Origin of the sequence: Proteus sp. ZN5 (genome assembly GCF_011046025.1) — a bacterium.
Classification (GTDB): domain Bacteria; phylum Pseudomonadota; class Gammaproteobacteria; order Enterobacterales; family Enterobacteriaceae; genus Proteus.
The window spans coordinates 1285150-1310918 of record NZ_CP047639.1; the positions used below are offsets into that span (position 1 = coordinate 1285150).

Here is a 25769-nt window from a genome sequence, read left to right on the forward strand (position 1 = left end):
TTAATTATTATCCGTACTGATTAAGTTTGTTAACGTTGAATTGAAAACAATAGAATCGGTGATTGAGCGTATTTTTGTTGGTGTAAAATGGTTATTTTGGGCTTGAGCCTCTTCAATACTCATTAATCCTAATTGGCGTAAAGCAAAAATACCTGCAAGGTTAATTCCACAATGTTGGGTATAACCAATACCACCAGAAGGGCGCATATTAATTTCAAGTAAGAGCGGGTTGCCTTGATGATTATTTCGAGTCTGCACATTCACAAGACCATCAGCTTTCATCGCTGTTGCGCACGCTTTACCTAATTCATAAGCCTCGCCTGAAATCTCCAAGTGCTGTATTGCACCCTCTTTGCGTCGAGCAACAGCGGCAATAACATTACCTTGCTCAACCACCATATCCACAGAGTATTCTGGACCTGGTAAATAAGGCATTAAGACTAAAGGCTCAAAATGTTCTACCGCCTTTAATGCATCGAGATATTGTTGAGGATTGACTTGGCGATTTTCTGGGTGATTAAACAGTGCCATCGGCGAAACTTGATTATCAAAACGCCAAAAACCCATGCCATAAATCCCTTTTACAGGTTTGATGCATAAAGGAGTTTCACCAAAAGGAGGCTCTTTGATATGCGCTTCTAATTCATCAATCGATTCAATGTAAATAGAAGGTACAGCAGGAAGTCCACATTGTTCCATTGCTTGTGCAAAGGCGACTTTATTATCAGCTAACTGAAGCTGTTCAAGTTGTGTGGCTCCGGTTGTTAATTTTACTCCTAACGACTCAATTTCTTGGCGGTGTAATTCAAACCATGCACTATTACGACCCGTGTGAATGGCACTGACTTGATGCTGTTTTACAACATCAGCAATAAATTGTAAGCGTAATGTCTCTTCAAGAGGTTCATAAAAAGCCCCATCAGCAAGCGATAAAATCTCATTTCGAGTATGACGATGAGATGCAAGCACAAAGATCTCTTGGCGTTGCTGTTTTGCAAAGTCTTTAACACTTTGAATTATATCGCGTTGTGATGATAAACCTTCCATAAACCAAATTGTGTTATTCATTACTCTGTATACCGTGAAATAAAAGTGTAGGATTCGATGCCTATAATCATGAAGATTTCGAAGAACCGTGTCAATCATAATATGATTTATTTGAGTTAATTTTAAAATCGAGTGGTTGATTGCGTTATTATTATGATTTTCTTGTGTTTTTAACATTTTATTACAATAAAAATATCATTAATATCAATAAATTGACAAAACTTTAAGTTTGAATGAGAAAAATAGTCTTGCTCATGTACTTCATCATGATATGATGATTTTCATGATATGGATTTAATTACAAATGGCGTTATTGTTTCACTCTACCTCTGAAGGAATTTAATTATGGTTTCATTAAGCAAGAATCAAACAGTTTCTCTCAGTAAACAAGCACCTACACTGAGCCATTTAATGTTTGGTTTGGGCTGGGATCCGATTAAGAAAAAAGGATTATTAGGCGGTCTTTTTGGTGGTGGTGGTTCTATTGATTTAGATGCAAGTTGCGTATTGCTTGACGCAAGTGGCAATCAAATCGATACCATTTGGTTTAGAAAATTAAAATCAAGTTGTCAGTCAGTTATTCACTCTGGTGATAACTTAACAGGTGACGGTGATGGCGATGATGAAACAATTTTTGTTGATTTAGATCGTTTACCGGCAAATGTTGAATATTTGGTATTCACAGTAAACAGTTTCCGTGGGCAAACATTTAATGAAGTTGAAAACGCATTCTGCCGTGTTGTTGATAAAACAACTAACAAAGAGCTAGTGCGTTATACCTTAACAGAGCAAGGCTCTCATACAGGTATCGTGATTGCTTCTTTACAACGTAATCATGGTCAATGGGATTTCACTGCGTTTGGTGCGCCTTGTAAAGGCCGCGTTATCAACGACATGATGCCTGATATTGTAGCTACGGTGGTGCGATAAATGAATATGACTCCAGGTGGGAACTTACCTGTTCCTAATCAAACATTAATCGTTAGAATTCAATCAGGTGCGCCTGTTGATGTTTCTGCTTTTAGACTTTATGCGTCAGGTAAAGTGAATGGTGACACCGATATGGTGTTTTATGGGCAGACAGCCAATGATGATCGTACTGTTATTTATGCGATGGCAGGTAACAGCACATCATTTACCGTAGATTTAACCCGTTTACGTCCAGATGTTGAAAAGATTGCGTTTACTGCGACCTGTGATGGTCAGCAAACAATTGCAAATTTACAACGATTGTCGATTCAAGTTGATGCTAATAACGAAGTTGTGGCGAACGGCAATGTTGATATTAACGGTCGTCCTGAAGCGGCATTAATTTTAGGTGAATTGTATCGTCGTAATGGTAGTTGGAAGTTCCGTTTTATTGCTCAAGGATTTAACGGGGGCTTAAAACCGCTCGCTGAACATTTTGGTGTTGATATCGCAGATCCTGCGCCAACGCCAACGCCAACGCCAACGCCAACGCCAACGCCAAAACCAGCTCCAACGCCTGCTCCAACGCCAGCGCCAAATTCGGTGAACTTAAGTAAAGTCTCTTTAACCAAAGAGAAACCAGCAATCAGTCTCACGAAGAAAGATGACTTCGGTAAAATTCGAATCAACCTTGATTGGCATCGTGAAAGCAAAAGCGGGGGTTCTGGGTTATTAGGTGGATTGTTTGGTGGCAATAAAGGTATCGACTTAGATATCGGTGCATTCGTTGAACTTCAACAAGGGCATAAGTCTGTTATTCAAGCATTAGGAAACGGGTTTGGTGATTTTAATCGTATTCCTTATGTTGAATTGCAAGGCGATGACCGCACAGGCGATGTTGCTGGTGGTGAATGGATTTTTGTGAATGGGCGTGAATGGAAAAATATTAAGCAAGTGCTGATTTTCGCGTTTATTTATGAAGGTGTACCGAATTGGAGTAAAACTGATGGTGTGGTTACTATTCATGTGCCAGATCAACCACCTATCGAAACACGCTTAACTGATGGTAATAATGGTCGAGGTATGTGTGCGATTGCCCGACTAGTTAATGAGAACGGATCAATCAAAGTTGAACGTCTCAATGAGTTTTTTAAAGGCCACCGTGATATGGATAATGCGTACGGGTGGGGGTTTCGCTGGACAGCGGGCTCTAAGTGATCAAATTGATAGAAGGAAAAATAACATGAGTTTTTTTAACAAATTAAAAGAAGGTTTTAATACAGGCCGTTCTGAGTTAGCCAAGCAAGTTGGTCGCTTTAAAAATAAAAAATTTATGCAAGGTACTGTTGCAATTTGTGCGCGTATTGCCATTGCCAGTGACGGTGTGAGTTCTGAAGAAAAACAGAAGATGCTTGGTTTTTTAAAAGCATCGGATGAACTTAAAGTATTTGATACTTCTGAAGTTATCGAATTCTTTAATAAGCTAATCCTGAGTTTCGAGTTCGATACTGAAGTCGGTAAAGGCGAAACCATGAAGTATATTCTGGCAATGAAAGATCAGCCAGAAGCTGCGCAATTAGCTATTCGTGTCGGTATTGCTGTTGCGAAAAGTGATGGTGATTTTGACAATGATGAAAAAGAAGCGGTGCGTGCTATTGCCATTGCATTAGGCTTTGAGCCCGCAGAATTTGGTTTGTAATTAATTTATAGGGAACCGTTCAGGAATTATTATGGTATCCACACATATTGGTTTTCCGACAGAAACTGTCATTGTCTTTGTAGTACTTGCGATTGGCGCTATTTTTATCGACTTATTTATGCATCGTGCGGATAAGCCGATAACGTTAAAGAATGCCATATTTTGGTCTATATTCTGGATTGCTATTGCTATGGCATTCGCAGGATTCCTTTATATTCACCATGGTGCAGAAGTTGCGAGCTTATTCGTAACAGGTTATGCCTTAGAGAAGGTGCTTTCCGTTGATAACTTGTTTGTCATGATGGCGATTTTCTCTTGGTTTGCTGTCCCTGATCGCTTCCGTCACCGCGTTCTTTATTGGGGTATTATCGGTGCTATCGTTTTCCGTGGGATCTTTGTTGCCATCGGTACAGGACTGTTAAGCTTAGGACCATATGTTGAGATAGTGTTTGCCTTAATCGTTGCTTGGACGGCAGTTATGATGCTGAAAAGTGGTGATGACAGTGAAGAGATTGAGGACTATTCACAACATCTTGCTTATCGCCTAGTTAAACGATTTTTCCCTATTTGGCCAAAAATCACTGGACACGCTTTCGTATTAACACAAAAAGAAGTTGATGCTGAATTAGCAAAACCAGAAAACAAAGATATCACTATCGGTCGTGGTACAAAAGCAGCGTTATATGCAACACCACTTATGCTGTGTGTGGCGGTTGTAGAGCTTTCCGATGTGATGTTTGCTTTCGACTCGGTTCCCGCTATTATCGCAGTAAGCCGTGAACCCCTTATTGTTTATAGTGCAATGATGTTCGCAATCTTAGGCTTACGTACGCTTTACTTCGTGTTAGAAGCGTTAAAACAGTATCTGGTTTACCTTGAAAAAGCGGTTATTGTGTTGTTGTTCTTTATTGCTGCAAAACTGGGTTTAAATGCAACAGATCACATCTGGCAACATGGATACAGCATCTCCGCGACAACTAGCTTATTTGTTGTGCTAGGTGTTCTTGCTCTGGGTATTATTGCAAGTTTTGTATTCCCAGAGAAAAAAGATGATGAAGGTAAGACAAATTAATAAATATTCTTGAAAAATCAGAATATTAAAAACAAAACTAAAGAGGTTATAAAATGAGCGTTTCTCTTTCTAAAGGTGGTAATGTCTCTCTGAGCAAAGCAGCCCCAACGATGAAAAACGTCCTTGTCGGACTTGGTTGGGATGCCCGTTCTACAGATGGTCAAGATTTTGACTTAGATGCATCTGTATTTCTGTTAGCTGCAAATGGAAAAGTGCGTAGCGATGCCGATTTCATTTTTTATAATAACTTAAGATCTGCTGATGGCTCTGTTGTTCACACTGGTGACAACCGTACCGGTGAAGGCGATGGTGATGATGAAGCACTGAAAATCAAATTAGACATGATCCCGAATGATGTCGATAAGGTTATCTTCGTTGTGACTATCCATGATGCGCAAGCTCGTCGCCAAAGCTTTGGCCAAGTATCAGGTGCATTTATTCGTTTAGTTAATGATGACAACCAAATTGAAGTTGCTCGTTATGACTTAACTGAAGACGCATCAACAGAAACAGCAATGTTATTTGGTGAGCTATATCGCCATAACGCAGAATGGAAATTCCGCGCTGTTGGTCAGGGTTATGCAGGTGGTTTGGGTTCAGTTTGTGCTCAATACGGTATTAATGCCTCTTGATAGTTGATTTGTAAGACACTAACTGCTGGCAGTCATAAGATGTGATTGCCAGTTTATTCAATAAAGTAGGAGCTTTGATATGGCAGTTTCCCTCGTTAAAGGTGGTAATGTTTCTCTGACTAAAGAAGCACCAACAATGTCGGTTGCTATGGTTGGTCTAGGATGGGATGCCCGCGTGACTGATGGCGCAGAGTTCGATTTAGATGCGTCAGTGTTCATGGTAGGTGAAGATGGAAAAGTACTTTCAGACGCAAGTTTTATCTTCTTTAATAACAAATTGAGTCAATGCGGAAGCGTTGAACACCAAGGAGATAACCGTACTGGGGAAGGTGATGGTGATGATGAGCAAGTAAAAATCACTCTATCAAAAGTCCCTGCTGAAGTGAAAAAACTGGTATTCGCAGTCACTATTTATGATGCAGAAAACCGTAAACAAAACTTTGGTATGGTCAGCAACAGTTTTATGCGCGTTTATAACAACGACAATAATACTGAAATTGCACGTTTTGATCTTTCTGAAGATGCATCAACAGAAACCGCAATGATCTTTGGTGAGTTATATCGCCACGGTGCAGAGTGGAAATTCAAAGCAGTTGGTCAAGGTTTTGCGGGTGGTTTAGGTGCGTTAGCAGCACAACACGGCGTAAATATCTAATGCTTTATTTAGCCCTCGCTTTAGCGGGGGCTATTTTTTTGTATTGATAAACAAAGAGTCAGCGATTAAGACTCTTTTTTTACGGTCACTTTAATCGGTGAATTTTTAGATTTACGACGACCAGTATGAAAGTGACGCCAATGAGGATCTTGCGCTGCAAACAGTAATTCATGATCACCACGAGAATCTCCCCACGCCCTTAAATGATATTGTGTTAAGTCCCCATATACTGCTTCTAATCGTTTTATTTTTTCACCACAACGACAGTTATTACCAATAATTTTACCTGTCAGTTTTCCATCAATAACTTCAAGTGTTGTTCCTATTAGTTTAACGCCTAAGCGCTTGGCAAAAGGTTGCAACACCATTGCAGGTGATGCAGAACAAATCGTCACTTCAGCATTGCTATTCACTTCTTCTGCAACAGCGAATAAGCCAGTAGGGCGCATCAATTTAGCCCAGTAAAGCTTGCAAAATTCTTCTGCTTTTTCTTTTAACCATTGTTCATCAATATTGGTTAGAAAGGTTTTGATCAGCACTTCTTTTAGTTCATCACGCGTGAGTTTGCGTCTAAAGCAACGTAATGTCGGTAATACCATTTTAATTAAACGGCGTGAGAATTTACGTTTGCCAAAGGCGAATTTTAGAAAAGGAATAAAACTATCGTGATAGGTTAGCGTGCCATCAAAATCAAACACTGATAACGTTTTTACGGTGTTTTTCGCGTTTTCAAATTGGGGTTGCATACAGGGTAAGGCTCCGTAAATCATCAGAGTTTGAGAAATATATTTTACTTATTATATCATTGTTCTAAAAATGAGATAGAGGCGGTCTTATTTATTGATAAATAATGATTTTTATTATTAGTAATGAAAATTAGAACGATGAACCATAAAAAAACACCTCTTAGTGATTTAGGCTAAGAGGTGTGATTTTATGCTATTGGCAAACAGAATAAGGGGTTAGTAATATTCAATCATAAAGGTTGCAGCCCCATCAGCTCTACCTGCGGATATTCTATCATCAGTACGAATATATCGTGCTCGTAATGGAATACTGACTGTTCCTGCTTTTTCAGTAACCGGTTGTGCAAAGGCGGTTGGTGTATTAAATTTAACAAAATCTTCGCCGACATCACCGAATGCAAGTTGTATCCCTACACCTTTTGCTGCACCTGGAACATCATTTACTTTAAAAGTACCAGGATATTCAGGAATAGCTGGATTAACAGGTTTTATTGTTACTCTTAGTTCGTTAGGATCTCGATCTGGGAATGTGTGACCGACTTCAGTTGAGACAACATTCCCTTTTTTTCCTGAATAATAACCTCTAAAGGCCGGACAATTAGTTAATATAATATCGGAGTTTACCCAATTGGTTGAACTGCCTTTGGTTGGCATTTCAGATGTTTTATGTTTACCCAACTCCACTGTGTAATCTTGCGTTTTACAGCTAGATGAAAAGACGTTGACTGAACCTGTAATATAAGTATCAAAGAACGTATAAGGAAATTCAGGTGCAACTACATGGTCTAATCTGTCATTTGGAAAGTTAATAATTACTTGGTTATGTGCAGTAAAATGAGCATTTCCTGGTTGTATTGGCCCTGTTTTTATCAACGAATAAGATAAATGGGGTTTTCCATAATACGATATTCCATGGGCACCGTTGAGTATTTTTAAGGATATTTCACGAGTGAAAGTGCCAAACAGATCCACCTCTTGGCCAGCCATGATCGGCCTATCATATTCTTTTTTAACAAAAAAACGAACACCTACACCAGGTAAATTAGTTTGGTATACCGCATCGGGAATGCCTCCACCCTTGATATGAGTACCAGATATTGAGAGCATTCTTGATGTCTCTGTTTCTGCAATACGATATACCTCATCAGGATTTGTAAAATCCCCGTTACACTGATAGTTATACTTGTATGTCGCTGTATCAACATAACCTTGATAAAGTATAGTTCCGATGGGGGCGTCAGGTCCTAAAAAAACAGATCCCCCTACTGAAATATGTAGTTGTATAGTTGGTTTTATGGTAAAACAATGGACATCAGGTTTTGCCATTACTTCCGCAACAGGAAAAAGTAGAAGCATTAAGGCTAATGAGTTTTTAATAATAGGCTTCATACTTTATTCTCCACACACACTAGTAAGTTGAACAAAACTACTTTGATTATTTTTATCTTGTGCTGGTGCACTATAGTTAATGGTACATTGCTGTATTTCACCTGGTCCCCACTTAATCGTTAAACGACCTGATGGATTTTTAACGCGGGCGTAGAGAAGTCCTCCCTGACCAATGCTACCCACTTCACTGTTCTGTTCATCGTAAGCGACACTACCAAATGGAATAGGTCCATTATTTCTTTGGATAGTAATCAACAATGGCGTACCCTTATCAGTTTCAAAGACAACTTTAGTTATTGCACCTTCAAATGGCGCGACAAAGGCTTGAGTATTTTGTAATTCAACGCTAGTGGTCATATTTTTAGGGTTAATAGTGATATCGTTTAATTGATACGGAGTTAAGTAAGGCACTAAAGCGTAACCAAAGCTGTTAACTTCGATACCTGGATAGCCACTCACCGCGGCCCCTTCTGCGCCATCAGCATCAACAATAGTGAAGGTATTACCTTGATAAGGCGATGTAGCCAAACCACCTGACCAACCGACTAACGAACCACTCGCGCCAACTGACGCATTTTGGTAGTGCTCACCAATACCGTAGGTTGCACTTAAGCTGCTAAAGTTTGTTCTTGCATTACCACTCATTGTCATACTTGAGCCAACGCCGTGGTTTGTATTCATTGCGGTTACACCATAAGAGTAACGGTTATCCGCACCCGCAGAGCCAGAAATACCGAGTCTTTCACCCACATAACCTCGACCATCACGAGTCACAGCGGCGGTTAGAGTTGGCATATGGTCAATACTGAGATCATACAATGGTAAGGTAAAGTTCATCTCAAATGTGGTTTCTTTTTTACCCTCCGCATTACGGACTTGGCCTACGTTTAGACCATAAGACAACCTGCGCCAGTTGTTGTTATAACCCAATTGGTACTGTAAGTCGGTAGTATCATTATTCCAGTAGTTTTGGGTATAACCAGTGACATAAAAGTTACCCCATCCCTCAGCTAACCCCTGATCGATGGTAACGTTAAAACGACTCTTTGGACGCCAGATGTTACTAATACTTCTGCCATGTTTTTCTTCATTTATTGCCTGTACCGCAGAGGTATAGTCGTAGAAGTTTTCGGAGTTAAATTTATATGCTGCAATAGTCAAGTTACTGTTGGTATCTTGAATATATTTACTGTAACTCACCTGATAACTCTGTCCGCTATTAACAGCAGAAGCGGTCGTATTTAAATGCACTCGAGCTTGTGTGACGTCGGCAGAAAAAGCACCTAAAGGTGTACTTAATGCCAAACCAACTTGAACAGCGTAGTAATCTGCACCTGTACCCTGAACACCTGCATAACCTGTAATAATATTGGTTAAACCACGGCGGTAGGTGGCTTGATATAAAGTAGGATCATAATCTACAGACTTGGAATTTAAATGACCTGCTGCAACAGTGTAGTTATGTTGCCCAGGGCGTAATAATTGTACCAGTGAAGCATAATAAACTTTGAAGTTTTGTTGTGAACCATCGGCTTCTTGAATGGTGACATCCAAGTTACCACCATAACCAGAAGGGTAGAGGTCATCAATTTCGAATGGGCCTGGTGAAACCACTGTTTCGTGAATAACACGTCCATCTTGGCGAATAATGACTCGCGCATTGGTTTTCGCAATACCACGAATAGTTGGTGCAAACCCACGTTGAGAATCCGGTAACATTTTCTCGTCACTAAAAAGCTGGATACCTCTTAGTGGTTGAGAGTCAAATAACTGACCTGTTGTTAACACATCCCCAATTTGTACTACCCCTCTAATTGTGGTGATAATACGCTCTAAATAGTTATAGGTTGATGTGTAATCATGGCCATTGTTTTCGTCCCATGAGTAGTTACCAGTATGATGAAAACTCCATGTTCCCAAATTTACATGGCTATCAATACCAGCAAATGCGGAATCATAGTTTGTACCGTTATTTCTAGATGTAAAATAGTTAGCATTATAGTTCACTAACAGGGCGTTGATCCCTCTATCCCATAGTGAAGGGCTAACATAACCTCTCGGTTTATAGCCAACAAGTGCTTGTGGGACTTCAACATTAAGGCGTTGTATTGAAGGATCATAGGTAACGGCTGTTGAAGGAACGAGATTAACTAATTCAATACATTCATGAAGCTCCATTGCACTTTTCAGCAATGGAGACTGTTTATCATCTTTGATATTGATAAGGCTCATCGTGTCTTTAGTGAGACAGGGTTCCACTTTTTGGTTAGCCATTTCTCTAAAAGTGATTTTTTGTTTAGCAATAAAATGATTATTAACGTAAACATCAACATCCCACGTACCAGGTAATATTGAGTTTTCCTTGTCAAAACGGCTGATATCAATATCACTTTGTGACGTATTCATAAAAATCGGGTTAAATGTGGTTGCGGTATTATTATTACCATTTGTGGTAGGCAAATTATTGCCATTAGCACTTGCTGGTAAACTTTGAGTCGCAACATGCGCGGGTAATGTATTTACACCCGATAATGCACGATTACCATTCGGCAGCCATTTATTCTTTTCTGTTACTGTTATATTTTCTGCATAGGTATAAGGAGCAACTAGAAAAAAAGTTGCACCAGCAGATATTATAATAGTTTTTAAAATATAACTGCTCATTTAAATATTCCCGTATATTTTATAAAGTCACTGGAGAATTAAAGTTTTGATTCAACTATCTTCATGGCGCCCCAATCGTTTACATATCGATAAACGACTTTATTTCCTATATTTGCGGATACGCCATTGGGTATAGTAAAATCATGGCTACTTAATGGTGGGACTAATTCACCATCAATAGGCTGTTTATCATTTCCATTGAGAGAAATAGAAACTAAAGAAACATAATAAGGGGCATTATTGATGGCTTTTAACGTGTTACCAGAAACTGAAAACTTTAAACCTTCAGCAGCATTAATTGCTCCCATTTTATCTTTTAGAGCGATTGGGCGATAAAATAGCTTTATTCTGGAGCGATAAGCGATTTGTAGTTTATTTTCTTCACTTGCTGCATTAGGTGGTATTTCTAATACGTTAAGCCAGTAAATAGTTTCTTTATCTTTTGCTAAAGCAACACCACCGGTATAACCAATTCTTAATGTCTGTGATTTAGTCGGCTCAATACGGAAAACAGGTGGTGTTAAAACAAATGGAACTTGTATAGTCTCAGGAGCTGCATCAACATCTCCGGTATCAAGCCAATTTTGAATTAATACAGGCACCGTTCCTTCATTAGAAACTTTAAGCGTTACTTCTTTTTCATTTTCATTATAAATAACACGAGTGCCACTAATCACAACGGCAGCATTTACCCATGTTGGAATAATAATTAATAAACTCAAAAAAAAGCTTTTAATTAATTTAGTGGTTTTCATATTTATCTTTATTCCATTAATAAAAAGCAAACAGGAAGGAGAAACCTCCCCCCTGTTTATTTCGATTATTTATACTGCAGAGTATAAACAACGCTACTTGTTACTTTACCTGCATCGGTTTTACCGATAGCGTAGTATTCAACAGCGTATGGCAGAGTGGCTTTTTCATCAGTAATTTGAACGTAAGTCGTTGCATTTACTTGAGATGTATTACCAATTTTGATTGGTGCGAATGCGTTGCTACCATCTAACAGTTGTAATTGAACCAGTTTTGCACCAGCTGCAGAAATATCCATATTGTTCAGACGACCAGCAGCTTGGTCAACAGTTGCACCAGTTTCGAAGAATGCAGATACTTTGCTATGGCCAGCATCACCTACTTTACAATCAGACAGGTTCATGTTGAAACCAGTACGACCAGTTACTTGGCCAGCAGCTGTTAAAGTTGCAGTACTGACTGTAGGCAGAGTGATAGTTGCATCAGGGCCTTGGCCTTCGATATCAACTTTACAAGTTGTATCCGTTAATTCACCATTAAAAGTAATCGTACCAGTATTATCAGCAGCAAAAGCATTACCAGCCATCAGACCAAATGCCATTGCTAAAGATGCACCAATGATAGATTTTTTCATTCTAAATTCCTTCGTTTTATATTAGATAACTACGTTTTAATAAATCACTAAATATTTAAATGATATTTAGTAGTTTATTTTTTTGACTCGCTATTAGCGTAAAAATAAATAAAAGCTATCCATGGCGAATAAAAACACTTAATAAGCGTTCTTTATTTTCCTAATAATTATCTATTAATACGAAATAATAGTTTTGTCAGTTGTTAACACCCCTAACTTCATAAAGCTAATAGCTCATGAAAATAAAACATAATTAAATATTTTATTTTCATGATTTAATGCTTATAGAGATGCTTACGTAAAATTGTTAAATAATTGTTTTCAAATTAGTTGGCTAATAGTAGCCCCACTAAATTCATAGTCTCTTTTTTTTGATTGTGTATTTGGCACCTTTTCGTTGTAGGTACTTATTACTTCACGATTCAAATCATCCCATGATTTATCAAAAATAATAAGTAGCTTATTTATTAAACTAAGTGACATACTATTTTTGCCATTTTCATAACGGGATATTTGTTGTTGGCTAACAGAAATTATTTTTGCCAGCTCACGACCTGATAATTTCTTCTCTTTTCTAGCCTTCTTAAAAAAAAAGCCTACTTTGATGTCTAGATCGTTCATAAATTAATTCCAATAACATGAGGTCTAATATTTAGAAGTTATCACATATTAAAATTAGCCATTTCATTTTGAATAACTATATTACACATAAATTAATGGGTAAAAATGGTTTACCCTATGTGATATCATTTTGTAATAGGCTACACCTATCAAGAGAGTAATTATTGTAAGGCTATACTTAAGTTTTAGTAAGTGATAGACATATCAATACGTTAAGTAATTTAATGAAATTACAAACTAAATGCGATACTCGTTATATGAGTTTTATTTGGGTGTAAAATCTCGTCATATAAGTTATATGTTATTTTATATTTCACTTTCCATCTTTATAAGACGAATTGTATGAAAAGGTTAGATATTGTAAGTAAATGTATTTTACGCGGATTGTGGGTATTTGTGAAAATTGTAGAACGTAAGAATTCTCTGAATAAAATCAAAAATTGGGGTATATGATGAAAATGAGTTATATATCTTTATAAAAAAATTGTGATAACAACTTTTTTATTTAAAAGAATGAAAAATAAAAATTGATCTAACGCGGTAATTACTGTGGGGAGTGTTCATATAAAGAAGGATTTGTTGTTTGATGCTAAGTAGGTGGCTTTTTTTGAAAATATTAATTGCAATGATGTTTGATTTGTTTTCTCGAATGTCTTATTTATCCCGCTATATGAGGATGCAAATAACTAATGTGTTTTTTTCTCTATTTTCTCATTTAAAGTGACGATAATTTTTCATTAACAATATCCTAAGTGTATATACTCTATTTTAGGTGTATTCAAAAACGGTTTATCACAAATATATGAGCTGGATCGTAAAAATACTTAAGAATTATTAATCTCTAAGCGATAATAGGCATTTCTTGTGAAATTAAAATTTTTTATCGATTTTTAGTTTCATTAAAATTAATCCCTAATTGCTAACCAATTAATAACACTGAAATATTATTTCATAACGGTATATGATCTAGGTTAATACTTGAATCTAAGAATAAAAAACTAATTACCATCATTGATTGAGAACTGTATTAATCGTTTGTATCGATAATTCTGATTAATAAGTAAATAAAATCTATTTTGTGCCGATAAATGAATACATTTGTATCATTTTATTATCGGGGAAGATTATTTCATGAGTATTGAAAGATCAGCGAAAGTAGGTTCCATCATACTGTTAACTATTTTCTTATTATCATCAGTATTGTCGTCATTTTTTATTTATAGAATGCAAGAAAACTTTGCATCATTGGATTCCTTGAATACCAGACTAAATAGTGTTCAAGAAGCAAGATATGAATTAGCGACCATTCGTTCTCACGTCAACTATCTAATGTTGTTGAAAACGATGACGGATGAGAACAAGCAAGAAACCATTAAATCACTTGTTGCTGAAGCGAAAGCGCTGGCAACAAAATCTAAAGCGACTATTACTCATTGGGTAGGTGTGAAGAAGATAAGCCCTGATGCTCAACGTAATTCAGAGCAGCTCTCAGTGTTATTCTATTATCTTTTAGATGAACTTATTGCACCTATTGATACGCTAGATTACACAGAATCAAATCTCTCTAACGACTTTACTCGTCTATCTGAACTTTTCGATGAATATCTTATGATCACGAAAGGTGTGAATGATGATATTAAAGCACAGCAAGCTTGGATGGTGCAGTTGTCAATTTATACAACCATTATTGCTTTAGGGATCATTCTTCTTCTTCTTTATATCGTTATCCGTTGGGTAAATAAAACGTTTATCTTTAACTTGAATACGCTATCAGCCATTTTGCAAAAAGTAGGAGAGGGTGATTTAAGTTTCACTCTACCTAAAAAACGAAATGATGAGTTTGGAACCCTGTTCTCTAATGTGGGAGAGATGCAAACTTCGCTAACATCGACTATTCAACTTGTTAAAGAAGAAGCGCTAGAGATCAAAAAAGGCTCAGCGGAAATTGCTTCTGGTAATCAAGATCTCTCTTCTCGTACCGAAGAGCAAGCGAGTGCTCTGCAACAGACAGCAGCAAGTATGGAAGAGATAAAAATCGCAGTAGTGAATAACACAGATAATGCGATTTTAGCCAATTCTATTACAGCAGAAACACGTGATTTGGCGATTGATGGCTCTAACATTATGAATGATGCCATTAACTCAATGAAAAAAATCGAGGTAGGAACATTAAAAGTTGCTGAAATCAATGACGTGGTTAATAACATTGCAAGCCAAACTAATATTCTGGCATTAAACGCGGCAGTTGAAGCGGCGCGTGCCGGTGAACAAGGTCGCGGATTTACTGTTGTTGCAACAGAAGTAAGGAATTTAGCGGCAAGAAGTGCAGATGCTGCGCGTGAAATTAATCAAATCATCAGAGAATCCGTTGCTGATGTGGCTCATGGCCGAGAATTAGTAAATAGAACAGGCGAGCATATGCAGGACATCGTTTCTTCTATTACTAAAGTCAGCGATATCATGCAAGGTATTAGTATCGCATCAGAAGAACAAAAAGTAGGTATTGAACAGATCGCAGTCGCCATTAACCAAATGGATTCTGTTGTTCAGCAAAATGCGGCTTTAGTTGAACAGGGCGCAACCTCAACAATGATTTTAGATGAGAAAGCCCAAAACTTAACAGATAAAGTTTCAGTCTTTCAGATTAAAGAACAATACTAATAAATTGAATTAGTCAGTTAATTTCGTATTTAAAACAAGCTCACTCTAAATGCAAAACGAGAGTGAGTTTGTTTATTTAGCTATTATTTTCTATCTTTATTTATCAATAGAAAGGTCAGCTTTAAGCTAATGTGTTAATGAAATTTCTCCAGTCACACTTTTTATAAGTAGAAGGTCTTTTTTGCAAAAATAAATGGTGTAAATACTGTTTTTTATTTTTAAAATCAAGTTTTTTCTATCTTAATTATTTTTTTGTAAGTTTTTTATTCATTTTTTTGAAAAATAATTACCTGTTAAACGTTTATTGATTGAATAGTAAGTTAATTTTAAAAATATCTGATTATTTATCTTGATAAGAATAATCTCAAACTCACTTTTTTATTTTTCGTTAAAAAGTAAAATAAAAAATATATTTTTAAACTCCAACTCATTGTTTTGATTGAATTGTTTTTTTATTTTTTTAAACCCTCTAAAATAAGTATAAAAACGTAGTTTCTTTAAATGATGCTCCATTTCTAGCTTTATTTAATTAAAAAATAATATTAAATAAAAGTTATTTTTTTAATGTTATGATTTATATGGTTTTTTTATGCGTGTTTTTCTATTTTTTATTGTTTTTTTATAAAATGTCATTGTTTTTTTCTTTGTGGTAATGTTCGCGAAACATAAACAATGAAATCTATCTTTTAGAACTTTAAATAGTTTGACGGGATAACTGTATCTAATAAATTTGATATTTATTTTTTAGAAAACTAAAAATTTCATTTTTATGGTTAGGGTTAATGCAGATTAATTATTTTAATTTGCCTTTTTATAATCAAATAGAGATGGTGGAAAATGAAATTAACTAAATTAGCAGCTGTATTGGGTTTTAGTTGTTTAATGGTCGCTGGATCTGCATTTGCAGAAGATCCTGTTGAGCCAATTACTGGCGGTCATGGACAAATTACCTTTGAAGGTGAAATTATTGATGCACCTTGTTCAATCGCACCAAATAATGACAAACAAACAGTTCAATTAGGACAAGTATCATCTTCATTATTAAAAGAAGGTGGTCGTAGCACTTCTGAAGCATTTACCATCAAATTAGAAAACTGTTCAACCAAAACTTATAAAACAGTAGAAGCAACTTTCTCTGGTTTAGGTGCGACAGGTATTGATAACGCTATTGCTATTGATGGTACAGCAAAAGGTGCGGGCGTTATTATTTCTCAATACGGTGGCAACATCGTTAAATTAGGTGAAGCAACATCACCTGCACAAGTATTATCTGAAGGCCCTAATGAATTACGTTTCTCTGCTTATTTACAAGGAAAGCAAGGCGTTGATGTGACTCCAGGTACTTTCTCATCTATTGCTACTTTTGCATTAACCTATAAATAAGATTATTAGCACCCTGAGCCAGTTTCGGCTTAGGGGCTATTTATTTGGTTATAAGTGAGAGCGTTACACGCAATAGATAGGGGAACTATGTCACATTTCAACTTCAAAGTATGGCAATGTATATTCTATGTGATATCAAGCATATCGCTCGTTCATAGTTCCTTATTATATGCAGATGAACCTGTTGAGTTTAATACTGATATTTTAAATTTAGAGGATAGAAATAATATTGACTTATCTCGATTCTCTAAAGAAGATTATATTTATCCTGGTATCTATGAAGTTTCTATATTTCTTAATGAAGATTTAATCGAGCATAATTATAAGATTAAATTTATAAAATCATCAAATAACGATGATGAAACTCTAGTTTGTATTCCTCGCGAAGTTGTCGAAAAATTTTCATTACAAGAGCCTTATTTAAAGGATCTAACATGGTGGAGTAATGAACAGTGTTTGAATATAAATTCATTACCAAGCATGACAGTAAAACCACAATTAAAGAAAAGTAAACTGTTTATCTCCGTACCTCAAGCTTACCTAAATTACACTGCTCAAGGGTGGGATCCTCCGTCTCGATGGGATGAAGGAATTTCTGGGGCACTCTTTGACTATCATCTAACAGCTCAAGATATAAAAAGAAAATCTGAAAGTAGTCATCAGTTTAGCCTTAATGGTCAAGGGACAATGGGGCTGAATATTGATGCGTGGCGTTTACGTGCTGATTGGCAAAGTGTTTATGATAATAATGATGCAGAAGATAAAAGCTTCGATTGGAAGTGGGCTCAAATTTATGCTTACCGCTCTATTAAGCCATTAAACGCAAAGCTTGCGTTAGGTGAAAATTACAGTTCATCTGATCTGTTTGAAAATATTCGATATATGGGAGTAACGTTATCCTCTGAAGATAATATGTTACCGCCTAATTTAAGAGGGTATGCACCGCAAATTAGTGGCGTGGCATCATCTAACGCAAAAGTCATTATTAGCCAACAAGGGCGAATTATTTATGAAACAACGGTAAGTCAGGGACCTTTTGCGATTCAAGATATAAATGAAAGTATTTCGGGTGTCCTTGATGTTCGTGTAGAGGAAGATAATGGAAAAATCCAAGAATTCCAAGTAAATACATCAAGTGTTCCTTATTTAACGAGACCAGGACAAATCCGTTATAAGACCCTGATAGGAAAACCTTCAGATGTTGATAGAAATAGAAAAGGCCCCATGTTTGGTATGGGCGAATTTTCATGGGGAATAGATAATGGTTGGTCTTTATTTGGTGGAGCGATTGTCAGTGATGAATATAACTCTTTTTCTGCAGGAATAGGGCGTGATTTATTAATGTTTGGTGCCATTTCTGTGGATATGACGACGTCATTTGCAAAAGATGTTAATAATCAAAATGATGACAAACAAGGAAATGCTTATCGGATTAATTACTCAAAAAGATTTGAAGAATTTAATAACCAAGTCACATTAGCGGGATACCGTTTTGCAGAACAAGACTTTTTGACGTTAAATCAATATATTGATAGTAAATATTACAATAGAGAAGTGAATAAAGATAAAGATCTCTATTTGTTGACATTCAGCCAAAGTTTTCCTGATTTTGGTCTTAATGCTTATCTTTCTTATAGCCATCGTACTTATTGGAATAGTGAAAAAAGCGATTACTTTAGTTTTTCATTATCGAAATATTTTAATGTAGCAAGCTTCAAAAATAACTCTATAAATATTAATGCATACAAAAATAACACTTACGGAAGAAGTGATAATGGTTTTTTTATTAACTTAAGTATTCCATTAGATACAAAAACAACAATCAGTATGAACAGCTATATTAACAGTGGAGATATCGCTAATACGGTTAGCTATAACAAAACAGTTGATGATAGAAATAACTATAATATTACAGGTGGTACGACAGCGAGAGGTCGAGCAAACGTAAGCGGCTATTATCGCCATTATGCGGACTCTGCAGTCGTTTCTGGTAGTGCTTCATATACTGATTCTGTTAGTAGTGTTGCTACATTATCTATTGACGGCGGTGCGACATTAACACCTAAAGGTGGGGCGCTTCATCGTATTAATATACCAGGAAGCTCACGTATATTATTGGATACTAATGGGGTTCAAAATGTTCCAGTTAGTGGAAATGGCCCGAATACAACCACTAACTATTTTGGTAAAGCAATTCTACCATTAGGCAGTGATTATATGCGCAGTCGTGTATCCGTAAATATTGACGATTTACCTAGTAATATTGAAGCAAAAGGTTCAATACAGCAATTTACGCTAACCGAAGGGGCGATAGGTTATCGTAAGTTTAATGTCTCTGAAGGTGCTAAAATCATTGCAAAGATTATGCTAAAAGATGGTTCTTTTGCACCATTTGGTTCAACGATATTAAATGAATCAAACCAGGATATGGGGATGGTGAGCGATAATGGTTCAGCATATTTAGGTGGTGTTAAATCCCATGAAATATTATTCATCCAGTTATCTGAAAATAACGTATGTAAAATAGAGTTGCCAGATTTATCAGCTAAAGGAAATTACACATCAATTTTATTGACATGTGATTGAGTTTTAAGAAATTAAAAATTAAGGTTTAAGATATGCGTCTATCAGTAAAAAAAATATCAATGTTAGCTTTTCCATTATTTTCTTTATTTTTTATTGAAACAGTTAACGCAGCGGTTTCTTTAGATAGAACACGAATTATTTTAAATGAAGGGAAAGGATCAGTCAGTTTAAATATCACAAATAATAGTCCTGATCAGCCTTATTTAGCGCAAGCATGGATAGAAGATCTTACTGGTAAGAAAATAGAAGAGCCTATTCTTGCACTTCCACCTATACAACGATTAGAAAAAAATGAACAAAGCCAAATAAAGGTTCAACCTCTTGATGTTGTTACTTCTCTTCCTCAAGATAGAGAAAGTGTATTCTATTTTAATTTAAGAGAGATCCCTCCTAGAAGTGATTCAGATAATGTTTTACAAATTGCATTGCAAACACGAGTAAAAATTTTTTATAGACCAGCTTCATTAATACTAGCCTCTGATAAATTGGAACTTGCACCACAGAATAAATTAACCTTAGAAAAACAAGGTAATAACTATGTGATGAATAATCCAACTCCTTACAATATTACCTTTGTAAGCGCTAAAAAGGATTTTTCAGATAATACCATTGAAGCGTTTAAATCTTTTATGATTGAGCCTAATGGAAAAGAAAAAATTAATATCGGTGTGAATCAGTTTAATAAAAAACCAATACTAACCTACATTAATGATTACGGCGCTCAAATAGATATTGAATTTGACTGTAAAAGTACTCAATGTACGGTAAGTAAATTAAACCAAAGCTAATAAAGATAAATGATTAGGTTGCTGATATGACAAGAAGAAGGGGTGTTTTCTTTATTTTTTTATTTTTTATTACGTCATTTTTTATCGTAAGAGAAAGTGCTGCTCAAAAAAACTTACAGGTAAATGTATATGGAGAAATATTACCTCCAGTAGCTTGTATTATTAATAATAAAAACACGATTAAAGGTGATTTTGGTGAGTTGTATCCTGCTGATTTTGATGGTAAAAAAAATAAAATTGAGTTAATTATTCCTTTATCTTGCAATGAAAGACCGACCAATAATATGAAGTTTTTTATCACTGGTTCTCCTTCTTCTTTTGATAATAATGCAGTTACTGCCGGACGCAGTGATGTCGGTGTTAAGTTTTTTTATCTAGATAAAGAAGTTAAGCTTAAATCGGAATACAATTTTACATATACCAATACAATTAAAATTGAGGCGCTTCTGATTAAAAATCCAAATGAAAAGCTCGTTTCTGGTGATTTTACAGCAACCGCATTTCTTAATGTCGATTATCTCTAGGAGGAAATGATGAATAGAAATACATTTTCGTTCTCTTTTTTATTATTGATAATCGGTTTGTTATCGAGTGTTTCTGTTTATTCAGCAGAGGCTAAAACTTCATTAGCAACTGCAAATATAGAGCTAAAAGGGAAAATACTAAACCCTCCTCCAATCTGTACGTTTAATAATAATGAACCTATTTATGTGAATTTTGGAAACAATGTGGTTATTTCTAAAATAGAACAAGATAACTATCAGCAAAAATTTAATTATGATCTATCGTGTACAGGGGATAGTAAAGAATTCTCGTTTAAAGTTTCAGTTAAAGGTGATCCGGCTGTATTTGATAATCAATTATTAGCAACAAGTGTCACTGATTTAGCTATAAAAATAGTCTTGAATAACACAGAGTTATTACCTGTAAATAAAAAAATAAAAGTGGAACGTAGTAAGTTACCTGAATTTAGTGCATTACTTGTTAAAAAACAGGGGGCTAATTTGGCTGAAGGTAAATTTCGTTCATCAGCATCTGTTATATTTGAATATGAGTAGAGGCTAATGAAACTTAAAAAGTTATATTTTAATTCACTCATTTTCTCTTTCCTTACCCTATCACTAATGAGTGTAAAGGCAGCAGATAATCTCTTTTTTGAAGGCAACTTAGTAAAAGAGCCTTGTACTGTTTTATCTGATAATAAAACATTAACGGTGAAGTTTAATACGGTTGATGTAAAAGCATTACGTGATGGGCAAAAAACAGAAGGTATCCCTTTTATTATTACCGTTTCAAATTGTGATAACAGTGTCGCTAAAAATATTAATTTTTTGTTTGAAGGGTTTGAATCTGATTCACATAAAGGATATTTGGGCATTAATATTAACGGTAAACCTTCAGGAATTGGTATCGGTATAGAAGATAAAAATAAGAAATTTATCGCAATTAATAAAGATAATAGCCAGTTTTCATTAAATAAAAATGAAAACCAATTTTTATTTAATGCCTTTTTGAAAGCAGAACCCAGTGTGGTTGTGAGTAAAAAAATCGAATTAGGAAAATTTAGTAGCACTGCCACATTTCATATCACATATCCATAATTTATGAATACGACAAAATGGAGTTAAAGTGAAAGGTTACCTTAAAGCATTATTGATATTAGTTATGATATCTTCATTTCCTGCTCAGGCGAATATTTTTTCTTATATTTCTAAAGTTGAAAATATAAGCGGGGGGATCCCTGGGTTAGCTTATATAGGACAGATTGAACGTTGGACTCTGATGCCTGGTGTGGCCAATCCTTGTTATAACGTGGCTGGCTGTGAGGTCTATGTCGCGCATCGTCATTATGCTAATGGTACAGCAGGAACCTATTCAAGCCGAGATCCCAAAATAGCCGATGCTTCTAAATATAAAACGATGGATGAATTAAGAGAGGCATTTCTTAAAATAACACCATTACCTTACACTTTTAGGGTTGTTCATTCAGGAACGGTTGTTACATCTGAATGTGTAGGAATATTTTATGGTCAAAGAAGGAGTGCATCAGATCCTTTATTACCGGGTTCTATTTGTGGTGCAGCGCCATCACCAGATCTGGTTTGTGATTTTAATGTCGAAAATATTGACTTTAATTATAATCAATTGGCATATAATGATGTGCTCAATAATAATGCGAATGTTACTAAGCAAACAAAAAGTGTAAAAATCCAATGTAACTATAATTCCAAAGTTATTATTTCTGCTACAACCAATGATGATGGTGCAATTTGGCTTAATGAAGAAAATACATTACAGTCTATTTTAAAAATAAATAATAAACCTGCTAATGAGTTGTTTGAATTACCTATTGCAAATAAAGAAACAGCCTCTCGTTATACCAACTCATTTACATTAAGTTCAGAACTTAAAAGTGTAGGAAAGCTTAAATCAGGGCCTTTTCGTGGTTCTACGGTGATTGTTATTGTTGTTCTTTGATCTTGATAATATTAGCGCTAAACAAGAAGCCCCAGATAATTGCTTATCTGGGGCTTTAAATTTGGTGGCCCCTACTGGACTTGAACCAGTGACCAAGCGATTATGAGTCATGCATATTTAATTTAGTCATTCGTTTCCATTCGTTCTCAAATGTTTGTGAGAGCATTATATTTACCGACCTAATATCTGACTCATTTTATAATAAATTGGTAATTATAATTTGATTAATGAGAATTTATAGCTACCCATTTAACAGATACAGCAATAGGTGGACTAAAAGCTAAAAATACTTCTTACTATGAATGGAGTAACACAGGCCAACGTGGAACAGGACGATTAGGAGTAAAAGTTCAGACTTCTGGAAGTAAAACTTTCTATTTTCGTTACTATGTTGAAAAAGAAACAAAGGAACGGTCCATTAAACTGGGAATTTAGCCAGAAATGAAGCGGGTAACAGCTACTGAACTTGTAAAAAATATGGTTCGTGGCTCATGGAAGGAAAAGATCCATCTGGGACCAATAGCTTTCTCCTGAGATTTCAACAAAATGAAACTTTTCATTTCTTAGTCTATTTCTTATTTCATTAAACCACCCGCCTCCTTTAGCTTGTAAAAAACCTACAGTTTCATGATCTAAACCTATATTTTTCAGTATATGATTGATCACATAATCTAGCTGGCTATTAAACCGCTCTTCAAGAACAACAGGAAATGGGCCGTACCTTTTAATCGCATCAGGTATTGCCAATATTACTCAATGGTGTGAAATTTGGTCGCAAGCGCACTATTGGTAGGGAGAAAATTGTTGAATTCAAAAGAAATGGACTGGGTGGAACAGTCCATAAATAGTGATTAATGGAACATCAAGACTAATAAACACCTACGATAGTATGGTATTGCTATTGATGGATTACTTGGTATAACGATAGCATTGCAGCCCCCAACGAAGCGCTTTCAGCTCCGATTGAGGAATGAGCAATTTTTGCAGGGGGCCTATCAGGGTCTAGTCTCTGTTTTATATTAGCCGTAATATCTTTTGCCAGTCGTTCAGTGATTACACTTGGCATTACGCCACCTATAATCACAAGTTGAGGGTCTAGCCATTGCAAACACCCCATAACTGTATCTTCTAATTGTTGCAAAGCACGCTGATACCACATTTCAAAAGTAGGTTCCTTCTTTTGGATCAGTTGTGGTAGTTGCTTTTCATCAAAACCAGCTTTGTGTAGATTTGCCAACAGATCTTTATAAGAAGGTCTAGGTGCTCCAGTTGGAAATGCCATACCCACTTCGCCAGCATTTTTAAATCCACCCGTTAACAATTTATGGTCAGCGATGATGCCCGCACCGATGCCATATCCCAGTTCTATCAATGTTAAATCTCGATACTCATTCCATTGACCTGAGTACATTTCACCAATAGCAGAAGCATTTGCATTGTTTTCTACCCATGTAGGCCAAGGTAGATTAGCCTCAAATACAGCTTGTAAATCGACATCTCTCCAGCTTTCAAGCCATGCGACACAATGTCTTTTCTTGCCATCCGATTTTAGAAAACCAGGAACGGCATAACCAACACCAAGGATTCGTGCGTTATAAAGCTTGAGTTTTTTTAATGTGTTAACTACTAGCTTTTGTATTTGCTGCAATGTTGCATCTAATGGCTGGTTTTCAATATGCGGTTCTGAAGTGCTAAATAATTTTTTCCCGCAAAAATCAACGATAGCTAGGTCGATAAAGCCAGAGCTAAAAGAAATTCCGATTGAACATGCTCCGCCTGAATTCAATTTTAACGGTAAAGAAGGTTGCCCTCTTTGTCCTGTACTTTTCTCCCCTTCAACGATGAGTCCTGAGAAGATTAGTTCACGACATTGCTGAGTAATTGCCCCTGGTGTCAAGTGGGACAATTTAGATAATTCAGCACGAGAGACTGGGCCATGCCGTCGAATCAGTTCCAATAAAAGTTGCTGGGTCGGCTTTAAATCCAATGACTCTGGTTTTTCATTCATTTTTTACATCCAAAAACTAAATTTATGCCCAACGGAGGCCTGCTTCTTCAATAAGCGTTTGCAAGTATGGAATATCATCATGGCTGAGAATATCAATTAGTCCCAACTGCATCCATCGAAATATTTCTGACTTGCAGTCTCCCCCAAACTTAAGCTGATATTGTTCTAATGGATAGATACCATTCTTATTCTCATGCAAATAGAGCCTCACGCCCAGTCCGGCTTTTTTGTAGGCGATTAAATCATCAATGTGAGTATACTCATATTCAATACAAACACAGCTGGCGTTTGATGCTAGAACCCCTGCAAGTTGGTTGTTATAGCGCTCAATAGTTACCACCTGCAATGCCAGTTCTGGAATACGTTCTTTGACTTTATTAATCAGAACGTGACTAAATCCGAGTAATTGAATATGTGAAATCGCATCAGGTATTGACTGTAGTAAAATAACAAGGTGATGTATAAAATCATCGACTCGACGGCGTTGCTTGACTTCGACAATCAAACCCACATGGTTTTTGACAGCCCAATTCAGCACATCTTTTAGCAGTGGAATGGGTGTACCTGCGAATTTATCACCGAAATTTACCCCAAAATCATAACGGCATAACTGCCCATAAGTCATTTCTTCAACAAATCCCGTACCAGTCGAGACGCGATCAATTCGATGGTCATGCGTGACGACAATTTCATTGTCTACTGTAAGGTGGACATCTATTTCAATACAGTGCGTTCCTACCTCAAGTGCCCCGATAAAAGCAGGTAGCGTATTTTCTGGATATTTGCGGGTATACCCCCGATGGCCATTCGCCAGCACAATGCCTTCTTCTGCACGATGAAAATTAAATGACATGGAATATCTCCTAATGGCTGTTGTATTGATATTAAATTTAACACCTATATTTAATATTTAAAATCACTATTCTTTGAGTATTTTTATATTTAATTTAACTCATTGTTATTAAATGAGTTAAATTATTATTCATGAGAAAAATGTTAAATTAATGAATCTCGTCACATTATTTTAATATTTAGCATGTAAAT

The 25769-nt window shown here is 36.1% G+C and carries 24 protein-coding genes, 1 tRNA gene and 1 pseudogene; 15 read left to right on the forward strand and 11 right to left on the reverse strand.

Going from position 1 to position 25769, the window contains the following annotated elements; all coding sequences use genetic code 11:
- Nucleotides 1-1068 (reverse strand): ATP-grasp domain-containing protein, encoded by a 1068-nt coding sequence (locus GTK47_RS05870; protein WP_165122401.1) that lies wholly within the window; start codon nt 1066-1068, stop codon nt 1-3.
- A gap of 324 nt (nt 1069-1392) precedes the next feature.
- Between GTK47_RS05870 and GTK47_RS05875 the strand changes: the two genes are divergently transcribed.
- The 6 genes from GTK47_RS05875 (at nt 1393) to GTK47_RS05900 (ending at nt 6014) form a co-directional block, all read left to right on the forward strand.
- Nucleotides 1393-1977, forward strand: a complete 585-nt coding sequence (locus tag GTK47_RS05875; protein WP_165122402.1) for a TerD family protein — start codon at nt 1393-1395, stop codon at nt 1975-1977.
- On the forward strand, nt 1978-3174 hold the full coding sequence (locus GTK47_RS05880) for a TerD family protein (RefSeq protein WP_165122403.1): 1197 nt from the start codon (nt 1978-1980) through the stop codon (nt 3172-3174). It begins immediately after the preceding gene.
- A gap of 25 nt (nt 3175-3199) precedes the next feature.
- Nucleotides 3200-3655 (forward strand): tellurite resistance TerB family protein, encoded by a 456-nt coding sequence (locus GTK47_RS05885; RefSeq protein ID WP_075672880.1) that lies wholly within the window; start codon nt 3200-3202, stop codon nt 3653-3655.
- 31 nt (nt 3656-3686) lie between these two features.
- Nucleotides 3687-4727, forward strand: a complete 1041-nt coding sequence (locus GTK47_RS05890) for a TerC/Alx family metal homeostasis membrane protein (RefSeq protein ID WP_165122404.1) — start codon at nt 3687-3689, stop codon at nt 4725-4727.
- Between the two features lie 53 nt (nt 4728-4780).
- Nucleotides 4781-5359, forward strand: coding sequence for a TerD family protein (locus GTK47_RS05895; protein ID WP_072070083.1), 579 nt, complete (start codon nt 4781-4783; stop codon nt 5357-5359).
- 79 nt (nt 5360-5438) lie between these two features.
- Nucleotides 5439-6014 (forward strand): TerD family protein, encoded by a 576-nt coding sequence (locus tag GTK47_RS05900; RefSeq protein WP_109394128.1) that lies wholly within the window; start codon nt 5439-5441, stop codon nt 6012-6014.
- Nucleotides 6015-6079: 65 nt separating this feature from the next.
- On the opposite strand, the gene GTK47_RS05905 is transcribed toward GTK47_RS05900, so the two are convergent.
- The 6 genes from GTK47_RS05905 to GTK47_RS05930 all read right to left on the reverse strand — a co-directional run bounded on the left by GTK47_RS05905 (nt 6080) and on the right by GTK47_RS05930 (nt 12821).
- The gene (locus tag GTK47_RS05905) at nt 6080-6760 is read right to left on the reverse strand and encodes an HAD family hydrolase (protein ID WP_165122405.1); all 681 of its coding nucleotides are present in this window, start codon (nt 6758-6760) and stop codon (nt 6080-6082) included.
- A gap of 216 nt (nt 6761-6976) precedes the next feature.
- Entirely contained in the window at nt 6977-8149 is a 1173-nt protein-coding gene (locus GTK47_RS05910) for a fimbrial protein (RefSeq protein WP_165122406.1), read from the reverse strand.
- Nucleotides 8150-8152: 3 nt separating this feature from the next.
- Nucleotides 8153-10813, reverse strand: a complete 2661-nt coding sequence (locus GTK47_RS05915; RefSeq protein ID WP_165122407.1) for a fimbria/pilus outer membrane usher protein — start codon at nt 10811-10813, stop codon at nt 8153-8155.
- A gap of 38 nt (nt 10814-10851) precedes the next feature.
- The gene (locus tag GTK47_RS05920) at nt 10852-11568 is read right to left on the reverse strand and encodes a fimbria/pilus periplasmic chaperone (RefSeq protein WP_165122408.1); all 717 of its coding nucleotides are present in this window, start codon (nt 11566-11568) and stop codon (nt 10852-10854) included.
- A gap of 65 nt (nt 11569-11633) precedes the next feature.
- Nucleotides 11634-12200, reverse strand: coding sequence for a fimbrial protein (locus GTK47_RS05925; protein ID WP_165122409.1), 567 nt, complete (start codon nt 12198-12200; stop codon nt 11634-11636).
- Between the two features lie 321 nt (nt 12201-12521).
- Complete coding sequence (locus GTK47_RS05930; protein ID WP_165122410.1) at nt 12522-12821, reverse strand: helix-turn-helix transcriptional regulator; 300 nt, start codon at nt 12819-12821, stop codon at nt 12522-12524.
- Between the two features lie 1131 nt (nt 12822-13952).
- Here GTK47_RS05930 and GTK47_RS05935 point away from each other — a divergent pair.
- The 8 genes from GTK47_RS05935 (at nt 13953) to GTK47_RS05970 (ending at nt 22717) form a co-directional block, all read left to right on the forward strand.
- The gene (locus GTK47_RS05935; protein ID WP_165122411.1) at nt 13953-15482 is read left to right on the forward strand and encodes a methyl-accepting chemotaxis protein; all 1530 of its coding nucleotides are present in this window, start codon (nt 13953-13955) and stop codon (nt 15480-15482) included.
- Between the two features lie 837 nt (nt 15483-16319).
- Nucleotides 16320-16865: a fimbrial protein gene (locus tag GTK47_RS05940; protein WP_165122412.1), complete on the forward strand. Its 546-nt coding sequence runs from the start codon at nt 16320-16322 to the stop codon at nt 16863-16865.
- A gap of 87 nt (nt 16866-16952) precedes the next feature.
- Nucleotides 16953-19451 (forward strand): fimbria/pilus outer membrane usher protein, encoded by a 2499-nt coding sequence (locus GTK47_RS05945; protein WP_165122413.1) that lies wholly within the window; start codon nt 16953-16955, stop codon nt 19449-19451.
- Between the two features lie 32 nt (nt 19452-19483).
- Nucleotides 19484-20239 (forward strand): fimbria/pilus periplasmic chaperone, encoded by a 756-nt coding sequence (locus GTK47_RS05950; RefSeq protein ID WP_165122414.1) that lies wholly within the window; start codon nt 19484-19486, stop codon nt 20237-20239.
- A 26-nt stretch (nt 20240-20265) separates the two neighbouring features.
- Complete coding sequence (locus GTK47_RS05955; protein WP_165122415.1) at nt 20266-20763, forward strand: fimbrial protein; 498 nt, start codon at nt 20266-20268, stop codon at nt 20761-20763.
- Between the two features lie 9 nt (nt 20764-20772).
- Entirely contained in the window at nt 20773-21297 is a 525-nt protein-coding gene (locus GTK47_RS05960; RefSeq protein WP_206535881.1) for a fimbrial protein, read from the forward strand.
- A gap of 6 nt (nt 21298-21303) precedes the next feature.
- Entirely contained in the window at nt 21304-21840 is a 537-nt protein-coding gene (locus tag GTK47_RS05965) for a fimbrial protein (RefSeq protein WP_165122417.1), read from the forward strand.
- Between the two features lie 28 nt (nt 21841-21868).
- On the forward strand, nt 21869-22717 hold the full coding sequence (locus GTK47_RS05970; RefSeq protein WP_165122418.1) for a hypothetical protein: 849 nt from the start codon (nt 21869-21871) through the stop codon (nt 22715-22717).
- A 62-nt stretch (nt 22718-22779) separates the two neighbouring features.
- On the opposite strand, the gene GTK47_RS05975 is transcribed toward GTK47_RS05970, so the two are convergent.
- Nucleotides 22780-22849: transfer RNA gene (locus tag GTK47_RS05975), tRNA-Met, on the reverse strand.
- A 105-nt stretch (nt 22850-22954) separates the two neighbouring features.
- Here GTK47_RS05975 and GTK47_RS05980 point away from each other — a divergent pair.
- Nucleotides 22955-23226 (forward strand): annotated as a pseudogene (locus GTK47_RS05980) (Arm DNA-binding domain-containing protein); the annotation flags it as partial.
- Here the strand turns inward: GTK47_RS05980 and GTK47_RS05985 are convergent.
- The 3 genes from GTK47_RS05985 to GTK47_RS05995 all read right to left on the reverse strand — a co-directional run bounded on the left by GTK47_RS05985 (nt 23207) and on the right by GTK47_RS05995 (nt 25578).
- Nucleotides 23207-23464, reverse strand: coding sequence for a hypothetical protein (locus tag GTK47_RS05985; RefSeq protein WP_165122419.1), 258 nt, complete (start codon nt 23462-23464; stop codon nt 23207-23209). The pseudogene GTK47_RS05980 and the gene GTK47_RS05985 sit on opposite strands and share 20 nt — an antisense overlap.
- 151 nt (nt 23465-23615) lie before the next feature.
- The gene (locus tag GTK47_RS05990) at nt 23616-24725 is read right to left on the reverse strand and encodes an ROK family transcriptional regulator (protein ID WP_165122420.1); all 1110 of its coding nucleotides are present in this window, start codon (nt 24723-24725) and stop codon (nt 23616-23618) included.
- 22 nt (nt 24726-24747) lie between these two features.
- A complete protein-coding gene (locus GTK47_RS05995) occupies nt 24748-25578 on the reverse strand; it encodes a glycerophosphodiester phosphodiesterase family protein (RefSeq protein WP_165122421.1) in 831 nt (276 codons plus the stop codon).
- Nucleotides 25579-25769 lie beyond the last annotated feature (191 nt).

Bases quoted from the DNA above. Each gene is read 5' to 3' on its own strand.
- GTK47_RS05870 (WP_165122401.1), bottom strand. From the start codon at position 1,068: ATGAATAACACAATTTGGTTTATGGAAGGTTTATCATCACAACGCGAT.
- GTK47_RS05875 (WP_165122402.1), top strand. From the start codon at position 1,393: ATGGTTTCATTAAGCAAGAATCAAACAGTTTCTCTCAGTAAACAAGCA.
- GTK47_RS05880 (WP_165122403.1), top strand. From the start codon at position 1,978: ATGAATATGACTCCAGGTGGGAACTTACCTGTTCCTAATCAAACATTA.
- GTK47_RS05885 (WP_075672880.1), top strand. From the start codon at position 3,200: ATGAGTTTTTTTAACAAATTAAAAGAAGGTTTTAATACAGGCCGTTCT.
- GTK47_RS05890 (WP_165122404.1), top strand. From the start codon at position 3,687: ATGGTATCCACACATATTGGTTTTCCGACAGAAACTGTCATTGTCTTT.
- GTK47_RS05895 (WP_072070083.1), top strand. From the start codon at position 4,781: ATGAGCGTTTCTCTTTCTAAAGGTGGTAATGTCTCTCTGAGCAAAGCA.
- GTK47_RS05900 (WP_109394128.1), top strand. From the start codon at position 5,439: ATGGCAGTTTCCCTCGTTAAAGGTGGTAATGTTTCTCTGACTAAAGAA.
- GTK47_RS05905 (WP_165122405.1), bottom strand. From the start codon at position 6,760: ATGCAACCCCAATTTGAAAACGCGAAAAACACCGTAAAAACGTTATCA.
- GTK47_RS05910 (WP_165122406.1), bottom strand. From the start codon at position 8,149: ATGAAGCCTATTATTAAAAACTCATTAGCCTTAATGCTTCTACTTTTT.
- GTK47_RS05915 (WP_165122407.1), bottom strand. From the start codon at position 10,813: ATGAGCAGTTATATTTTAAAAACTATTATAATATCTGCTGGTGCAACT.
- GTK47_RS05920 (WP_165122408.1), bottom strand. From the start codon at position 11,568: ATGAAAACCACTAAATTAATTAAAAGCTTTTTTTTGAGTTTATTAATT.
- GTK47_RS05925 (WP_165122409.1), bottom strand. From the start codon at position 12,200: ATGAAAAAATCTATCATTGGTGCATCTTTAGCAATGGCATTTGGTCTG.
- GTK47_RS05930 (WP_165122410.1), bottom strand. From the start codon at position 12,821: ATGAACGATCTAGACATCAAAGTAGGCTTTTTTTTTAAGAAGGCTAGA.
- GTK47_RS05935 (WP_165122411.1), top strand. From the start codon at position 13,953: ATGAGTATTGAAAGATCAGCGAAAGTAGGTTCCATCATACTGTTAACT.
- GTK47_RS05940 (WP_165122412.1), top strand. From the start codon at position 16,320: ATGAAATTAACTAAATTAGCAGCTGTATTGGGTTTTAGTTGTTTAATG.
- GTK47_RS05945 (WP_165122413.1), top strand. From the start codon at position 16,953: ATGTCACATTTCAACTTCAAAGTATGGCAATGTATATTCTATGTGATA.
- GTK47_RS05950 (WP_165122414.1), top strand. From the start codon at position 19,484: ATGCGTCTATCAGTAAAAAAAATATCAATGTTAGCTTTTCCATTATTT.
- GTK47_RS05955 (WP_165122415.1), top strand. From the start codon at position 20,266: ATGACAAGAAGAAGGGGTGTTTTCTTTATTTTTTTATTTTTTATTACG.
- GTK47_RS05960 (WP_206535881.1), top strand. From the start codon at position 20,773: ATGAATAGAAATACATTTTCGTTCTCTTTTTTATTATTGATAATCGGT.
- GTK47_RS05965 (WP_165122417.1), top strand. From the start codon at position 21,304: ATGAAACTTAAAAAGTTATATTTTAATTCACTCATTTTCTCTTTCCTT.
- GTK47_RS05990 (WP_165122420.1), bottom strand. From the start codon at position 24,725: ATGAATGAAAAACCAGAGTCATTGGATTTAAAGCCGACCCAGCAACTT.
- GTK47_RS05995 (WP_165122421.1), bottom strand. From the start codon at position 25,578: ATGTCATTTAATTTTCATCGTGCAGAAGAAGGCATTGTGCTGGCGAAT.